The sequence below is a fragment of the Candidatus Nitrosotalea sp. TS genome (genome assembly GCF_011319465.1).
Lineage (GTDB): Archaea > Thermoproteota > Nitrososphaeria > Nitrososphaerales > Nitrosopumilaceae > Nitrosotalea.
Genome location: NZ_RCMB01000004.1, coordinates 17,040 through 31,294 on the forward strand (window position 1 = coordinate 17,040; position 14,255 = coordinate 31,294).

Genomic DNA, 14,255 nt, shown 5'->3' on the forward strand with positions numbered 1-14,255 from the left:
TTGATCTTCAAAGACAACAGATTCCTCTTCATCAAACTTGAAAATGGAAAGATGGTAACTACATCAATACCAGAGTAGTTAGTTGTGTATGTGCTTGTAGTACAAGCTGATTGCTAATTCCTGAGATTCGGATTGTATCGAACCAGGTCTTTCTTTTCGTACTTTTTCTATAGAGTCCTTTGCAGATAATTTTTGATACTTTACAAGATAGCATGCAAGAATGGTTCCAGTCCTTCCTATTCCGGCTGCACAGTGAACCATAACGGGCTCGCTATTTTGGATTCGCTCGTTGATGAATTCTACTGCGTGATCAATCTGCTCCATGTCAGGTGCAGAAAAATCTTCTGTTGGAACATGCAGGTACTTTACATCCTTTACCCACGAATCAGGTCAAGGACTCCTCTGTCATTGTAACTATTGACCGGACTCCCTGCTTTACCACCCAGTCAATTTCTGAAGGTGTTGTGGGCATTCCACTGCCTGCAAGCTTGTTGTCAAGCAGCCAACTAAAGTTAGTAGGCTTTTTTGTGATCTTGCCGTGCATTTTTCTCCAGAGATTACCAGGTTTGCTCAACATCTAGAGATGGACACATTCCATATATTTAGAAACCGAAGGTTAGGGTGAGAATAATAAAAAGGAGTTATGTTGAACCTGTCTATTCGGCTAGTTCAGTCCAACCTTTGACGAATATAGAGTTTCGATAGAGTGGTACTGGTTGTCCTGGAGTAAAGTCCATTGGTCTCATCCAAAAGATTGCCTTTGTTGGGCAAACGCCGATGCATGCACCGTCTGAGATGCATCTTTCTGGATAAAATACAAATGCTTTACCTCTCTTCCAGCCTTCTACTGGTTTTACTCTTAATACGTCTGGGCCTAGTGATGTACAAATCTCTACGCAGAGTGCACATCCTATGCACATTTGTTCGCCGATATCTGGAATAATTCCAACTGGCATGAATGTATTTCGAGAATAGATCTTAATATAACTTGCTGAAAAAATCGATGTTATAACGGCGTTTGGAAATTTTATAACAGTGTTAGAATTAGATCGGCTCATTCTAATCTTTTAGAATGAGAGACGATTTTCGAACCGACGTTTTTTTATAATTTGCCAACAACCTGTGATTATGGTAAGCAAAATTCATTGCTCGCACATATTGGTAGAAAAATTAAGTGTGGCCCAAGAGATCAAAACAAAATTATCAAGCGGCGAGAGCTTTTCAAAACTTGCCCAACAATACTCAATTGATGTTTCAAAGAAAAGAGGCGGAGACTTGGGCCTTTTTGGAAGGGGCGCCATGGTAAAGGAATTTGAAAAAGCTGCATTTGCCCTGGAAAAGGGTCAGATTTCCGATATTGTAAAAACACAGTTTGGATATCACATAATCAAGAGACTTGATTAAATAAGAATAGAGTTTGCCGGCAGCACTAGTTTGTTTGAATCTCCCAAGAGAGTTCACAATAATTCCTTCCTTTCCTTGCTCAAGCAGTATTTTCTTGCTGTTTTTTGTCTCGATGAATCGTTTTCCGGTTGGTGATAAAACCCATCCCTCTTCTTTCTTGTATCTTGCCATGCTTGATATGACAATGTAGGACTTGGTGAGGCGAGTAATGCTTGCAATCAATACAATGACTGACGCTACCACCTTTCCAACATCTTTTTTGTGGTGCAGCATGTTGAAGAGGCCGTTGATTGAATCTATTACAACTGTCACTTGCGATGTGCTTGCCTTGACCAGTATTTCTGTCAATATTTCACCAATCGTATCTTCAGAAGGCCGGTACAAAGTGAGATTGTCCTGTGCCGGAATCATACCTGACACTACATATCCACTGTACAACAAATCAAGATCCAGATACAGTACGCTAGTTTTTGCCTCACTGACAAGTTTTGATATAAAGCCTGCCTTTACAAAAGGATCAGAATACAAAACAGAGTTGATCTGTGTTTGTGAAAGAATGTCATTTAGTTTTGGAGTTGGATTGTCAGATTCATCACCATGATTTTTAAACAACACAATAACTAGCCAGAGCGTAATATAATAATGAATTTGAGTTCTGATTTTTCACAAGAATTTCCTTATGCAGATAGAGTTTATCTGAACAATGCATCAACATCCAGAATGCCAAAGGAATCCATACAGGCAATGAATGATTTTCTGGTACAGTACAATGAATACGGCCCCGATTCTGAATTATCAGACAATTTTGTAAAAGAACGACTTAACAGTCTACGTAAAGCAATTTCCCAGATAATCAAGTGCAAGCAGGAAGAAATTGTCCTAACGCAAAGCGTTACTGATGGAATAAACTTTGTAGCCAATGGCATGAAATTCAAGCAGGGCGCAAACATCATAACACGCGGCTCAAATCATGAGCATCCTGCAAATCATTATCCCTGGGTAAGGGCAGGCCAAAAAATAGGATTAAGGGAGATAGCTATTGACGAGACAGGATATTTCCAGTTTGATTCGTTAAAAAATATGGTTGATGGAAACACTCAGCTTGTTGTTCTAAGCCACGCGCTGTTTAACACTGGAGCAATTCTTCCAGTGGAAGAGATAGGCGAGTATCTTGCACAAAAGAGCATACCTTACTTTATTGATGCCGCACAAACAGTTGGATGCATCAGCAATGTCGATGTAACCAAAATAAAATGTGATTTCATGTCATTTAACGGATCAAAGTGGCTTTGCGGCCCAATGGGCATGGGAATATTTTTCTGCAAAAAAGAATCAAGCGAACTGATAGAACCTTTGCAGATAGGCGGCGAGTCTGCAATTTTTCACGACAACAAAATAGTTCACAAAGAAATGCCTGCAAGATTCCAGGCGGGGTTTCGCAACTGGGTAGGGGCTGCAGGACTTGAGGCATCTGTAAATTTCCTTCTCAAGACAGGAATTGAAAAGATAAGAAATCAAAACATCAAACTTGCAAACCTGATGCGCGAAGAGTTGTCAAAGATGCGTGACGTGGTATTGTTTGGACCCCAAGAAGACAGAAAGAGAACAAGCATAGTATCGTTTGCCATCAAGGACCAGAACCCAGAATTACTAGTCAAAAGGCTGGAGAAGGAAAACATGATACTTGCCGTGCGAGAGATATTTTCCAAGAAAATAATCAGGGCTTCGCCGCACTTTTTTAACACAGAATCAGAGATTTTACGGGTAACTGACGCATTAAGAAGAAATTAGCTACTTTTCCTGCTCTTCTATTACCATCATTGTCAGGGTAGAGTAGACCTTGTCTATCTTTCGTATGTTATTGGTAATGATATTTCTCAAATGATCCATTGAATCAGCCGTGATCTTGACTATGATATCATAAACGCCATAAACCCCCTGAACTTCGTATTTTACTCCGCTTTCCTTGTCCAGTATTTGCTTGATTTTCTGAATTATCTCGACATCAGAGCCTAGATCAGAATTTATCAGTATGTAAGTAGTTGGCATGAGGTAATTTTCTGTTTCACAATATTTAACTTTTGGTTATGAATGTCAAAATTGATTTGCCACCGATTACAACTAACTTTGTGGAACCAATTGACCTAACACTTGAGATTTCAAACAAGCTTCCAAGTTTTCCAGGCTCTCCACGCCCCCAATTCATTTCATGGGCAGACAAAAAATCCGACGGGTACAATCTTGAGCTTATTTTCCTCAGCTCGCACACTGGCACACACCTTGATGCGCCGTATCATTTCATAGAAAAAGGGATCAAGATAGACAAGATTCCCCTCAACAGACTGGTGACAAGTGCAATTTTATGCAACATACGAAAGGGCCCCAACATGCCAATCACACGGGCTGACATTGTCACCTTTGAAGCAAGAAAAGGCAAGATACCACCCAATTGCGCCATAATTTTTGGGACTGGCTGGTCAAGGAATACAGCAAGAAAAGACTATTTCACCAAAAACCCGGGGCTTTCACCAAGTGCAGCCAAATACCTGTCAGAAAAGAGGGTCAGCCTGATAGGCATCGATTCTCCCAGCATAGATTTGGGCAAGGATTCAAAATTTTCTGCCCATCATCTTCTACTGAAGAGTGGAATTTTGATTTTGGAGAATCTTTGCAATCTTGACAAGATTCAAAAAACCAGCTTCATGCTGATAGTGCTGCCCCTCAAGCTAAAGGATGCCACAGGATCTCCTGTTAGGGCAGTAGCAATCTAGAATACAAACTGAAATCTATTTTGCTTGTAATTTTCTGCCAGCTTTCCTTCTATCGGGATATGGTTGCCGCAGAATTTGCAGTTATTGTTGTCATCAAGATGCCAGCCTTGGATATCAAATCCATATCTTTTTACCACAATTTTTTTGCATCCAGAACAGTATGTATGCTCAAGAGGATGCCCCGGAACATTTCCCAGATATGCATAGTTGAGGCCCTCTTTTTTTGCTATTTCATGGTGTTTTTCAAGCGTCTTAATTGGCGTTGACTCAAATTCCATCATCTTATAGTCTGGATGAAATCTTAGAAAGTGAATTGGCATGTCAGGTCCAAATTCATTGTAGACAAATTTGCAAAGCTTGGCAGCATGCTCCAAGTCATCACCCACTTGAGGAACCACGAGATCAGTAATCTCCACATGAATTCTGGTCTTGTCCCTTATTTCCTTGAGAGTGTCAAAGATTGGTTGCGGGTCTGGAACGCCAATGTATTTTCGTGTAAATTGCGGTTCTGCGTTTCCCTTAAAGTCTACAGTGATGCAGTCAAGGAACTCATCCATCATCTTTACAGTTTCCGGAGTGTCGTAGCCGTTTGATACAAAAATATTGAATAGCCCATTTTTTCTTGCAATGACTCCACAGTCTCTTGCAAACTCGATGAATATTGACGGCTGATTGTATGTGTAAGCAATTCCCTGAGAGCCCGAGCTTGTGGCCATGTCTACCACCTCTTGCGGTGTCATGTCAGCTCCCTCGATTTTTCTTCGCTGACTGATATCATAATTCTGGCAATATTTGCAATTGTGCAACAATATGCCATCTCCCACATAATTATGGTTTGGAATACATTCAAAACTAAATACTTGGGTGGTTTTGCCTGTAGGTTTTACTTGTTTAACTTCCACCCAAGTTCTTTTGTTTTTTCTTACTAAAGGCGAAACATACTCTATAATGAGAGCTTCAACCTCATCAGCATGACTGTAGATTTGTCTGCCAGAAATCCGTATGGTTTTCCACCCATTTGCAGCCAAGGCCTTGTCTCTAATTTTATCAGTTTGTTGGATTTTTTCAGAATTGTAGTGCCACCATCCATCAATCTCAATATCGATTTTAGCTTCGATTATGGCAGCATCTGCAATGTAGAAACTTTTTGAGCCTTCAGTATGTGTCTCTGTTTTAATTCGATACTCTTTTTCATATTTTATGCTCATTCGATCAAGAAGATCATAAAGTAATTTTTGAGATTCTGATGGGTGTTTATGAAGCCATTTTCGTAATCTTTCAGCATTTTTGTGCCAACCATGAGAGGGATCTTCAATGAACCTAGCTTTGCTTGTTTCATGTGATCTTTTTGCTACAAGGGGATCATACATTGGATTATTAGTTTTCATTCTAGCGCTATACTTTACTCGCATTTCTTTTGGCATTTCATATTCTTTCAAGTAACAGACTCCTCGATGGCGGTTCCATTCATCAAAACCTACAATTACTTGATCACAATTCTTGCATGAGAATTTGGATTCTTGAATTGAATTCAGTCTTTTTTGCTTCCAAACTTTGGTATTTTGATACCACACCTTGACGATTTGATCTCCTCTTTCTAATGTTTCAGCTGTTTTCCATCCACGGGTTGTAAATACTGGATGCTCTCGTGTGAGATACAACTTTCCATGTCCTCTACTTCCATACCTAACTTCCAAAAGTTCCGCAAATCTTGAACCGGTATGTGTTACAACATTAGGAATTATTTCAAAATTACCCTCAACATTATATGACCACACCTTATTTCCACTGGTTATTTTTTCAATAGATTTCTTGGAACCATCAGCCATCAAGATTTTAGTTCCTTTTGGCTGACAAAGCCAATTGCAGCCAGTAGTGGCAATGGAAAATATGCTGGACCCAGGCCTGTAGTGTGTTACGGGTTTTTTCTCGATTGGGTCAACATGGCCTGTTATCACCTTGCCATATGCCAAAAGATCAAGCCTGCCGTTGTTGTTTGCCCTTATACCACAAAGACCTATCTGGCTTTTCCCGATCTCGCAATATCTAGCGCAGGCTGTGCATCTTACCTTATCGTCAGGTAGTTTCTGATAAAGAACTGCTTCTTTTGCCGTTACTGTATCAAGCCTGATTTAATCATATAAGCTATAATGCAGCAGCTTGTCGCGGCGTGACTTTTCCTGGTCGTAGTTTCTCAATTGCGTTTTCAATGTCTTCCTGTGTTATCTTTATCGACTTGACAGACTTTTCTGCCTTGGTAACGTATCTCCTTATTGCACTCATCGCAGCCCTGTTGCACACGCCCTCAATTTCTGCGCCGCTGAACCCGTCGGTTACTTCTACAAGTTTTGCAATGTTCACGCCATTTGCAAGCGGCTTGTTTTTGGTGTGTATCTTGAATATGTTTTCTCGTCCTTTAGGGTCCGGTAACGGCACTTCCAGTATACGGTCAAATCTTCCAGGCCTTAGCAATGCACTGTCTATCAAGTCTACCCTGTTAGTAGCTCCAATCACGAGCACATTGTGAAGTTCTTCGAGGCCGTCAATCTCGGTTAAGAGCTGAGAGACAATGTTTTCTGCAACATGCGAGTCTGATCCGCCAGAGCCTCTGCTTGGTGCAAGAGAATCCATCTCATCCAAGAATATTATGCATGGCGCAGCTTGTCGCGCTTTGCGAAATATTTCGCGTATGCCTTTTTCTGATCTCCCCAACCCACTTTGAGAGCAGTTCTGGTCCCTTGATGCTTATGAAATTAGATTCTGTTGTGTGCGCTACTGCCTTTGCAATGAGTGTCTTTCCTGTTCCAGGAGGTCCATAGAGCAAGATGCCTTTTGGTGTTTTGACATCGGTGTATTCAAATGCCTCCTTGTGCTTTAGGGGCCACTCCTACTGCCTCGTAAAGTTCATCCTTTAATGATTCCAGCCCGCCAACATCTTCCCATGTAACGTTAGGAACTTGAACTAGAACTTCCCTTAGTGCAGATGGCCTTACTTCTTTTAGTGCATCCTTAAAGTCGTTCTCAGTGATTACAATCTTTTGTAAAACTTCTGCAGGAATCTTTTCTTCCTCCAAATCAATGTCAGGCAATATTCTTCGCAAGGATCTCATTGCAGCTTCTTTTGCAAGAGTCTCAAGGTCTGCCCCGACAAATCCATGAGTCACTTTGGCAATCTGTTCCAAGTTGACCTTGTCTTCAAGTGGCATTCCTCGCGTATGTATGTCAAGTATTTCCTTTCTTCCAGCCGCATCCGGTATTCCTATCTCAATTTCTCTGTCAAATCTACCTGGCCTTCTCAGTGCAGGATCAATTGAGTCAGGCCTGTTGGTGGCAGCAATTACTACAACTTTTCCTCGCGATTTCATGCCGTCCATCAATGTCAACAACTGGGATACCACTCTTTTTTCCACCTCGCCGGTTACCTCCTCTCGCTTTGGCGCAATAGAGTCAACCTCGTCTATGAAAATTATGCTTGGCGTGTTTTCTTCTGCCTGCTTGAATAATTCGCGCAGCCTTTCCTCGCTCTCGCCATAGAATTTGCCTATTATTTCAGGACCGCTAATTGAGATGAAATGAGAATTGGTCTCGCCTGCAACTGCTTTTGCAATGAGCGTTTTTCCTGTTCCCGGTGGCCCATAGAGCAATACGCCTTTTGGCGCCTCTACTCCAATTTTTTCAAATAGTTCCGGATGACGCATTGGAAGCTCTATCATTTCGCGTATCTTTTGTACCTCATTTTTGAGGCCCCCAGATCATCATATGTAATTCTTGGTACAGAGTTGTCAACGACTTTGGTCATTGAGCCTAGCTTGAATTCAGTTTCCTCTGTGACCACAACAGGTTTTCCAGATGGTGCAGCGCTTGTTATCACAAGCTGGGTTTTTCCGCCAAGCTGTGTTGTTACTATAAGAGTGTCGCCGATGGTTAGTACGTGGCCAATGTAGTTTGCCTGCATATATTCTTGCAAGCCTTCTGCACTGAGTTTTTCAATTGGAGAGACTGTTACTTGTTTGGCTTGCTGTGCGTCAACTTTTTTTACAGAAATTTTTTCGCCAATTCCCGAACCAATGTTTTGTCTTGTGGTTCCATCTATCTTTATTATTCCAGTTCCATATTGCTCGGCAGAGCCAGGCCACAGCTTTGTGTGACTCTTCCTGTTTCCCACTAGTTCTAGTATATTGCCAGTCTCCCAGTTGTTGTCTTCAACAATTTTAGGATCAACTACGGCAATGCCTTTGCCCACATGTCTCTGCGACGCCTCTGCAATTCTTAATGTAATTTCACTCATAATTTAATCACCATAAAAAATAAAGGAAGTTTATTCAACCTCCACAGTTTTTCCTTTTGGTCGTTCCTCTTCTTTTAGCTGGAACTTTACTTCCAGGATTCCGTTGGCATAGGTTGCCTTGACAGAATTTTCATCGACCTTGTGTTTGATGGGTATCTTGGTGTGGTATTTTCTTTCTTCGTGTTCTGCATCAATTAGGATCGTGTGTCCTACCACTTCGATCTTGATGTCTTTCTTTTCAACACCTGGCATCTCGGCTACAATTTTCAGGGCCTTCTCCTTTTCATCTACAATCACATCGGCAAGAGGTTCTCTTGTCTCTGCAGTTGCAGGAAGACCTGGTCTGACGTTTCCGTACTCTTTGACTACAGGTTTGCCATCAGGTCCTACTGTCACAGAGTAACCATAGTAGTATGGACCAAATGTCTGCACGTTTGTAGAGTCGCCCATATTGTTCCACATGTTGTCTAGTTCCTTGAAAGGTCGCAACATTCTTTGGAAGAGGTTGTCGAACTCATCTGATTCTATCATGTCATAATTTCTCATAGTATGTAATAGTTATGACATTATATAAAGTTTAAGGAAATTCTATGCCTTATTATTACATAAATTAATATAGCTGACATCAGTAAATCTCTTTGTATGCGTACAACTAGTCTTTCAGTCCCAGATACCGTTCGAGAGATAATCACCAAAAATAGGTCAATTTATGATTGCGTCAAGATGGACGTGGTAAACTATACAGCACTTGCTGTCAAGATCCAAAAAGAGGTCGAGTCTCAGATGGGCGGGCCTGTAAATCTCAACACAATTGTGGTGGCAATCAAGAGGTATGCAGATTCCTTTGAGAAAAAGGACGATGTGCAAAGCGAATCTGTACTAAAGAATGCAAGACTCTCGCTTACAGATGGAATACTAGATATCAAATTCTCCGCGCAAGATTTTGCCATGGAGGATGCCGTGGCACTAATGGATGGATTTACTCGAATTGATCCAGATTACGAATTTTTCAGATTTACAGACTCGTTTAGGTTCTTAACTGAAGATATCAGCGATGTTAGAAAATTGCTTGATACCTTTTCTTCGCACAAGAATTTTTTCCAAACCGGGCTTGCAAAGATAAGTATCCACATCCCACAATCTGAAAATGAGTCAGATGTGGTGTCGTACGTATCAGAGATCTTGCATGATAACGGGATTGAACTTGTCAATGCCTTTTTTGGCCAAGATGACATCATCCTGGTATTGCGCGAAAGAGATGCCGCAAGGGCATATGAGATCCTACGTGGAGAAATTTCCCGAAAAAGCTAATATCGATTCCTAGATTCCAAGAGACTCTGCTCTTGTTATTTCTAGATACACCTTATCCCCTACTGAGAGGTTTAGTTCCTTGTATTCGTGCATATCCAGTTTAATAGAGGTAATTCCACCGCCCATGCCGCCCATTCCTCCTGCCATCATTTTGTTGAGGCCTTTGATCATGTCATCCATGTTGGTAAATCCCATGACGCCAGAGCCAAAGGGCGACATTGGAGTACTGTTTTGCTCTTTGAAATCTTTAGACGAGGATAGCGATACCACTACATATGGTGCGCCATCTGGAGAACCCTCAATCCTTACTACAATGTACTCCTTCTTCATACTCTAGTTCTACACAATACGGTATTTTATCTTTCGCTCATTTCCAAAGGATCGGAATGATTACAAAATGCAGTAATTTACAGGGTTTCCATTTGTTGGTTTATTTGTTAACCCGTCTTTTGTCCATTACAATAGTTTTCAGGAGAAGGTGGTTTTGCAGCCTTAGATTTTTTGCAATGTTTTTCTTTTTCTTTTAACCATGACTAGGCCCACGGCTAGTGCACCAGCTACTATGCCAATTGAGGCATAGTCAAGCCAGGAAGACGTGTCGCTGCCAACAAACTTGATTGAGCCCAATAGCTGCTCATAGTTTGGCAGATCACCGTCAAAGTTCTTCTCCTCGCTTGCATAAGTTATCGTATAAAATTGATCATTTGCAAGTACGATTGCTTGCTCAAATTTTATCACACTGCTGCTGTTCTGTGAAACAAAGTTTTCTTGTAGCAGTAGTGTTTTTGCAGCAGCCCCGCCTATGGTTCCGTCCTGCTCTGACAAGAGCGCTATGTTGCCTGACTGGTTGGAGCTGGTCAATCCATTAATTTTATTTTTGACATAATCATCAAGTGACGTTCCATTTGCCTTTTCAACAATAAATGAAATCGAGGACACAAGCCCGGTTGAATATGGAGCTATCACTGCAATGTCTGGCGCATTGGGCTGGGATTTTTTTGGCTCCTGTACTGTCCAGCCTGCCGGGGCCTGAAATGTTATGCCAAGTGACGGATTTGCATAGTTCCCTTGGGAATCTAGCGTAGAGTTTTGCGATGCAGCAAGAGAACTTGGAACAAAGCTGATCAGAAGTAAAAAGAAAGAGACCGAAATTATCTTGGCATTCAATGATAAAGAGTTCTGGCCGGCAAATAAAAGCTAATTGTGATTCCCAAATTGTGAATTATATTGAACATTGCAAAAGATGTCATAATGGGAAAGGTTTTTGCAGTGGGAGTAGGGCCTGGCTCACCAAAATATGTTACAGATGTAGTAAAGGATATCGTGATAAATTCTGATGTCATCATTGGTTACAAGTATACGCTCAAGACAATTGAAGAGCTGACCAAAAATAAAGAAATACATGAAATCACAATGCAGGATCAAGAAGAGGCATACCAAAAGGTCTCAAAGTCACTTGGAAACAGGACTTGTGTTGTGCCGTTTACAGGAGACGTAAATTTTTCCGAATCAGAGGTTGTTGATAGATTAATTGAAATTTTCGGCGACGTGCAGGTGATTCCAGGCATAAGCTCAGTGCAGGTAGCCGCATCAAAGGCAAGAGTGCCGCTTGACAAAAGCCGAGTCATAACTATGCATATATCAACAAGCATTGAAGAAAAAAAGCTCGAGCTCCAAAAAGCGCTAATAGATGGACTGAGTGTGGTGCTGGTGCCGCGTCCATGGCCCAAGGAACCATCCAAACATTTCATGCAGTCAGAGATTGCAGTCTACCTGAAAAATCACGGGTTTGACACATCAAGCATGAAGGTGCATGTTTTTGAGTTTCTCACAACCGAAAAGGAGACTTGCTTTGTTGGAACGGTAAAAGATTTGGAAGGAAGACAGTTCTCTGATCTTTCCGTAATGGTGTTTGACCAGACAAGATTGGAATCTTATATCAATTTCAAGTAATACTATTCTAGTGAAGGGTTGGCATAGGGCCCGTATATGTACCGCGATCTAGGATATGAGTCTGTGTGGATGATGGAATTGAGACAATTATGCCATTCATCCATGTGTATGACGGATCATAGAACCTGGTTATTCCAGTACTATTGATGATTACCTGGAAGGTATGGCCTGGTGCAATTGAGCCGCTCTTAATCTTGCCGTCTGGAACATATGGATTGACTGTACTGTATGTTGCAGTACCGCTCCATATTGAATGAGGAACAGAGTCGTTGTTGGTCCAGATTACAGTAGTGCCAGGAGTAATCTGTACTTGATCCGGAGTATAATATCCATTAACATAGTTTTGATTTTGCTGCGAGGCAGCTCCTCCAGATGCGGATGATCCCGGCAAAATACTTACTTGCATTGGCGGCGCCGATGATATTTGCGAGATCGAAAGTATGTTACCGTTTATCCATGTGTTTGATGGATCATAGAAAGAGTATACGCCTGTTCCGGGTATTGTAAACTTGAGGCTTTGGCCCGGAGCTATTATGCCAGTGTCTATCTTTCCATCAGGAGTAAAGGAGGGAGAGGTGATGAGTTGTTGTCCCTTGGTGCCAGTTGTGATAGATTGCTGCTGGCCGCTCACAATTCGGTGTGCAACAGAGTCCTGGTTTACCCAAATAATTGTAGAGCCCGGTGTAACTTGTACAGAAGATGGAGACAGGTATCGATTAGTTGTGGCAGTTGATGCCCCAGGCAATATGTTGATCTGCACTGTTTGTGTTGCAGTGGATGCTGTCATTGGACTAATCACTCCCACCATCCAGGTATAGCTTGGATCAAAGAATGTGATATCGCCAGCAGTTTGATCTGCCGGTAAATTGAGGTATTTTGCTGCTGCAGAACTAAGATAAGCTTTGGAATTGAAATTGGTTATTGTGTATTGAAAAGATTTTCCGGGAGCTATTGTGCCGCTGTCTATCATTCCGTCAGAGGTAAATGTTGGTGCGGAAGAATTTCCTCCATTAACAGATGCAACCCCGCTCATTATTCTATGTGGCACATTGTCATTGTTTGTCCAGATTATGGTGGTGCCAGGAGCTACGGTTGTAACCGATGGTGAAAAGAAGACCAAGTTGGTTGGGCTTGATGCGCCAGAAACTATGCTTATTCTTACAATGTTTGATTGTGTTGTATTCTGTAATGGGGTTGTTGTTTGCGAAGTTGGCGGAGTAACAGGTGGTGTGTATGTTCCAGCAGTAATTACTTTTCCGCTGTAAATAACTTTGAATGTTTCCGAGCCCACTATCTTGCCAGTTATGCTGTAAACAACACCGTCTTGATTGCTTTGTATCTGTCTTCCAAAGAGATTGACCTGTATTGTGTTGCCGCCCTGGTCCTCTGCATTTCCTTTAAGAAGTAGAAATTTTCCATCCCGCAATAGTGTGGTTGTCCAGTTGCCAGAGTTGAGATAATTATCGCCATTGATTGTAACAAGCCCGTTATCTAGTGTGGAAAGTATGCTGCTTCCACTCTGGGTGCCTGCAGTTAGCTGTATGTCAAGTGTGGAATCAAGAATGTTCTGTGTCCCTGCTACAAAGCCTGTAGCCTCAATCAGATATTTGTCGCTTGACACAAAATCAGAATATGCGTTAGACGGAAAACATAGTAAAACCAGAAATCCCGTAATTGCAATTAGAGATGATACACTGGACCTCATTTGATTAGCTAAACCCAAAACTCGTATTTAATGGCTGGGTGTAATTTCTTCAAACAATTAGGCAATTCCGGGTTGATTATCTCTTTTTGCCAGTCCATTCATGTAGCTCATTTGCTGTTCCATGAACTGTTTCCTCTTTTCCTCCTCCTCTAGTTCTTTCATGTCAAGTGGCCCAAGCTCCAAAACTTGCAAAAGTTTTGCAAGTATGAGCTGAGCCGACTTTGGCTGGATGACATTTGGGTTGTCTATCTCTCCCAGAATGCAAATGCTGTCAAGCTGCTTTTCCTTTGCAATTCCCAGTACCAACCCATTGAATCCGGTTATCTGGCCTTGTGTGTTGAGCAGTTCCAACTTTTTCTTCTTCAGCAAGCTCAGGTGCTTTGGTGTTGTTGTAGCTGCAAACAATTTGGGTTCGGCAGGACTTGGCTGCCTCAAGGCAGCTCCAATGGAATAGAGCGTACTTACCTTGAGTTTTTTTGCCATGCCAACTACCTCATAGCACAACTCGTAGAGACGCCTGGGATCAGACGGATTAAACTCTCCTGAAAATAATACAATGTTTTCCTTTTGCAAATAATGAAACTTGTAGCTTGACTGATCATATTTTATCAGTCCTTGCTCATACGATACCGCTGGCGGCCAGAACGCATAGATCTCTGCAAATAATTTTGCCTTTAGTTTTTTTACAAGAAACTCCATGCCAATTCCAGCAACGTTTCCCATGTCTGGAAGTGCAGCTATCATTGCGGGCCTGTTTAGTTTTGGAAGCGTGTGGATCTTAAGGCCAAGCATTACCTTGACTGTTCTTGCGTTAAAATAAAAA

At 41.7% G+C, this 14,255-nt stretch carries 19 protein-coding genes and 2 pseudogenes; 6 read left to right on the forward strand and 15 right to left on the reverse strand.

Features of this window, described 5'->3' with window-relative positions:
• Window positions 1–78: 78 nt before the first annotated feature.
• The 3 genes from DYY67_RS11810 to DYY67_RS01880 all read right to left on the reverse strand — a co-directional run bounded on the left by DYY67_RS11810 (window position 79) and on the right by DYY67_RS01880 (window position 956).
• Window positions 79–324 (reverse strand): dual specificity protein phosphatase family protein, encoded by a 246-nt coding sequence (locus DYY67_RS11810; protein WP_445082562.1) that lies wholly within the window; start codon window positions 322–324, stop codon window positions 79–81.
• Window positions 325–385: 61 nt separating this feature from the next.
• Entirely contained in the window at window positions 386–577 is a 192-nt protein-coding gene (locus DYY67_RS11815; RefSeq protein WP_445082563.1) for a hypothetical protein, read from the reverse strand.
• A 79-nt stretch (window positions 578–656) separates the two neighbouring features.
• Window positions 657–956, reverse strand: coding sequence for an NADH-quinone oxidoreductase subunit I (locus DYY67_RS01880; protein ID WP_166390277.1), 300 nt, complete (start codon window positions 954–956; stop codon window positions 657–659).
• A 172-nt stretch (window positions 957–1,128) separates the two neighbouring features.
• On the opposite strand from DYY67_RS01880, the gene DYY67_RS01885 reads away from it, so the two are divergent.
• The 3 genes from DYY67_RS01885 to DYY67_RS01895 all read left to right on the forward strand — a co-directional run bounded on the left by DYY67_RS01885 (window position 1,129) and on the right by DYY67_RS01895 (window position 3,195).
• The gene (locus tag DYY67_RS01885) at window positions 1,129–1,404 is read left to right on the forward strand and encodes a peptidylprolyl isomerase (protein ID WP_166390279.1); all 276 of its coding nucleotides are present in this window, start codon (window positions 1,129–1,131) and stop codon (window positions 1,402–1,404) included.
• A gap of 208 nt (window positions 1,405–1,612) precedes the next feature.
• On the forward strand, window positions 1,613–2,005 hold the full coding sequence (locus tag DYY67_RS01890) for a hypothetical protein (protein ID WP_166390281.1): 393 nt from the start codon (window positions 1,613–1,615) through the stop codon (window positions 2,003–2,005).
• A 41-nt stretch (window positions 2,006–2,046) separates the two neighbouring features.
• Window positions 2,047–3,195: an aminotransferase class V-fold PLP-dependent enzyme gene (locus DYY67_RS01895; protein ID WP_166390283.1), complete on the forward strand. Its 1,149-nt coding sequence runs from the start codon at window positions 2,047–2,049 to the stop codon at window positions 3,193–3,195.
• On the opposite strand, the gene DYY67_RS01900 is transcribed toward DYY67_RS01895, so the two are convergent.
• Complete coding sequence (locus DYY67_RS01900) at window positions 3,196–3,453, reverse strand: Lrp/AsnC ligand binding domain-containing protein (RefSeq protein WP_166390285.1); 258 nt, start codon at window positions 3,451–3,453, stop codon at window positions 3,196–3,198.
• An 80-nt stretch (window positions 3,454–3,533) separates the two neighbouring features.
• Here DYY67_RS01900 and DYY67_RS01905 point away from each other — a divergent pair, with 80 nt between their 5' ends.
• Complete coding sequence (locus DYY67_RS01905; protein ID WP_166390287.1) at window positions 3,534–4,175, forward strand: cyclase family protein; 642 nt, start codon at window positions 3,534–3,536, stop codon at window positions 4,173–4,175.
• On the opposite strand, the gene amrS is transcribed toward DYY67_RS01905, so the two are convergent.
• The 7 genes and pseudogenes from amrS to hsp20 form a co-directional block, all read right to left on the reverse strand.
• Window positions 4,172–6,004, reverse strand: a complete 1,833-nt coding sequence (gene amrS, locus DYY67_RS01910) for an AmmeMemoRadiSam system radical SAM enzyme (RefSeq protein ID WP_166390370.1) — start codon at window positions 6,002–6,004, stop codon at window positions 4,172–4,174. The two genes, DYY67_RS01905 and amrS, sit on opposite strands and share 4 nt — an antisense overlap.
• Window positions 6,005–6,025: 21 nt before the next feature.
• Window positions 6,026–6,307: pseudogene (locus tag DYY67_RS01915) on the reverse strand (AmmeMemoRadiSam system radical SAM enzyme); the annotation flags it as partial.
• Window positions 6,308–6,320: 13 nt separating this feature from the next.
• Window positions 6,321–6,689: an AAA family ATPase gene (locus DYY67_RS11820; RefSeq protein ID WP_445082567.1), complete on the reverse strand. Its 369-nt coding sequence runs from the start codon at window positions 6,687–6,689 to the stop codon at window positions 6,321–6,323.
• Window positions 6,663–6,999, reverse strand: a pseudogene (locus DYY67_RS11825) (AAA family ATPase); the annotation flags it as partial. The gene DYY67_RS11820 and the pseudogene DYY67_RS11825, both read right to left, overlap by 27 nt.
• A 31-nt stretch (window positions 7,000–7,030) precedes the next feature.
• Entirely contained in the window at window positions 7,031–7,888 is an 858-nt protein-coding gene (locus DYY67_RS11830; RefSeq protein WP_445082564.1) for an AAA family ATPase, read from the reverse strand.
• The gene (locus DYY67_RS11835) at window positions 7,885–8,463 is read right to left on the reverse strand and encodes a hypothetical protein (protein ID WP_445082565.1); all 579 of its coding nucleotides are present in this window, start codon (window positions 8,461–8,463) and stop codon (window positions 7,885–7,887) included. Before DYY67_RS11835 ends, DYY67_RS11830 begins: the two co-directional genes overlap by 4 nt.
• A gap of 30 nt (window positions 8,464–8,493) precedes the next feature.
• Complete coding sequence (gene hsp20 / locus DYY67_RS01925) at window positions 8,494–9,009, reverse strand: archaeal heat shock protein Hsp20 (protein WP_255492668.1); 516 nt, start codon at window positions 9,007–9,009, stop codon at window positions 8,494–8,496.
• Between the two features lie 96 nt (window positions 9,010–9,105).
• Here hsp20 and DYY67_RS01930 point away from each other — a divergent pair, with 96 nt between their 5' ends.
• Window positions 9,106–9,774, forward strand: coding sequence for an ACT domain-containing protein (locus DYY67_RS01930; RefSeq protein ID WP_166390289.1), 669 nt, complete (start codon window positions 9,106–9,108; stop codon window positions 9,772–9,774).
• Between the two features lie 9 nt (window positions 9,775–9,783).
• On the opposite strand, the gene DYY67_RS01935 is transcribed toward DYY67_RS01930, so the two are convergent.
• Together DYY67_RS01935 and DYY67_RS01940 are read right to left on the reverse strand one after the other, a co-directional pair.
• Entirely contained in the window at window positions 9,784–10,104 is a 321-nt protein-coding gene (locus DYY67_RS01935; protein WP_166390291.1) for a hypothetical protein, read from the reverse strand.
• A 162-nt stretch (window positions 10,105–10,266) separates the two neighbouring features.
• Entirely contained in the window at window positions 10,267–10,941 is a 675-nt protein-coding gene (locus DYY67_RS01940; protein ID WP_166390293.1) for a hypothetical protein, read from the reverse strand.
• Window positions 10,942–11,025: 84 nt separating this feature from the next.
• Between DYY67_RS01940 and DYY67_RS01945 the strand changes: the two genes are divergently transcribed.
• Window positions 11,026–11,727, forward strand: coding sequence for an SAM-dependent methyltransferase (locus tag DYY67_RS01945; RefSeq protein ID WP_166390374.1), 702 nt, complete (start codon window positions 11,026–11,028; stop codon window positions 11,725–11,727).
• A gap of 7 nt (window positions 11,728–11,734) precedes the next feature.
• On the opposite strand, the gene DYY67_RS01950 is transcribed toward DYY67_RS01945, so the two are convergent.
• Together DYY67_RS01950 and DYY67_RS01955 are read right to left on the reverse strand one after the other, a co-directional pair.
• Entirely contained in the window at window positions 11,735–13,432 is a 1,698-nt protein-coding gene (locus tag DYY67_RS01950; RefSeq protein ID WP_166390295.1) for a cupredoxin domain-containing protein, read from the reverse strand.
• A gap of 57 nt (window positions 13,433–13,489) precedes the next feature.
• On the reverse strand, window positions 13,490–14,224 hold the full coding sequence (locus DYY67_RS01955; protein ID WP_166390297.1) for a PAC2 family protein: 735 nt from the start codon (window positions 14,222–14,224) through the stop codon (window positions 13,490–13,492).
• Between the last annotated feature and the right edge of the window lie 31 nt (window positions 14,225–14,255).

Bases quoted from the DNA above. Each gene is read 5' to 3' on its own strand.
- DYY67_RS01890 (WP_166390281.1), top strand. From the start codon at position 1,613: ATGCTTGCAATCAATACAATGACTGACGCTACCACCTTTCCAACATCT.
- DYY67_RS01895 (WP_166390283.1), top strand. From the start codon at position 2,047: ATGAATTTGAGTTCTGATTTTTCACAAGAATTTCCTTATGCAGATAGA.
- amrS (WP_166390370.1), bottom strand. From the start codon at position 6,004: ATGGCTGATGGTTCCAAGAAATCTATTGAAAAAATAACCAGTGGAAAT.
- DYY67_RS01935 (WP_166390291.1), bottom strand. From the start codon at position 10,104: ATGAAGAAGGAGTACATTGTAGTAAGGATTGAGGGTTCTCCAGATGGC.
- DYY67_RS01945 (WP_166390374.1), top strand. From the start codon at position 11,026: ATGGGAAAGGTTTTTGCAGTGGGAGTAGGGCCTGGCTCACCAAAATAT.
- DYY67_RS01885 (WP_166390279.1), top strand. From the start codon at position 1,129: ATGGTAAGCAAAATTCATTGCTCGCACATATTGGTAGAAAAATTAAGT.
- DYY67_RS11830 (WP_445082564.1), bottom strand. From the start codon at position 7,888: ATGATAGAGCTTCCAATGCGTCATCCGGAACTATTTGAAAAAATTGGA.
- DYY67_RS01950 (WP_166390295.1), bottom strand. From the start codon at position 13,432: ATGAGGTCCAGTGTATCATCTCTAATTGCAATTACGGGATTTCTGGTT.
- DYY67_RS01955 (WP_166390297.1), bottom strand. From the start codon at position 14,224: ATGCTTGGCCTTAAGATCCACACGCTTCCAAAACTAAACAGGCCCGCA.
- DYY67_RS01900 (WP_166390285.1), bottom strand. From the start codon at position 3,453: ATGCCAACTACTTACATACTGATAAATTCTGATCTAGGCTCTGATGTC.
- hsp20 (WP_255492668.1), bottom strand. From the start codon at position 9,009: ATGAGAAATTATGACATGATAGAATCAGATGAGTTCGACAACCTCTTC.
- DYY67_RS11810 (WP_445082562.1), bottom strand. From the start codon at position 324: ATGGAGCAGATTGATCACGCAGTAGAATTCATCAACGAGCGAATCCAA.
- DYY67_RS11815 (WP_445082563.1), bottom strand. From the start codon at position 577: ATGTTGAGCAAACCTGGTAATCTCTGGAGAAAAATGCACGGCAAGATC.
- DYY67_RS01930 (WP_166390289.1), top strand. From the start codon at position 9,106: ATGCGTACAACTAGTCTTTCAGTCCCAGATACCGTTCGAGAGATAATC.
- DYY67_RS01880 (WP_166390277.1), bottom strand. From the start codon at position 956: ATGCCAGTTGGAATTATTCCAGATATCGGCGAACAAATGTGCATAGGA.
- DYY67_RS11835 (WP_445082565.1), bottom strand. From the start codon at position 8,463: ATGAGTGAAATTACATTAAGAATTGCAGAGGCGTCGCAGAGACATGTG.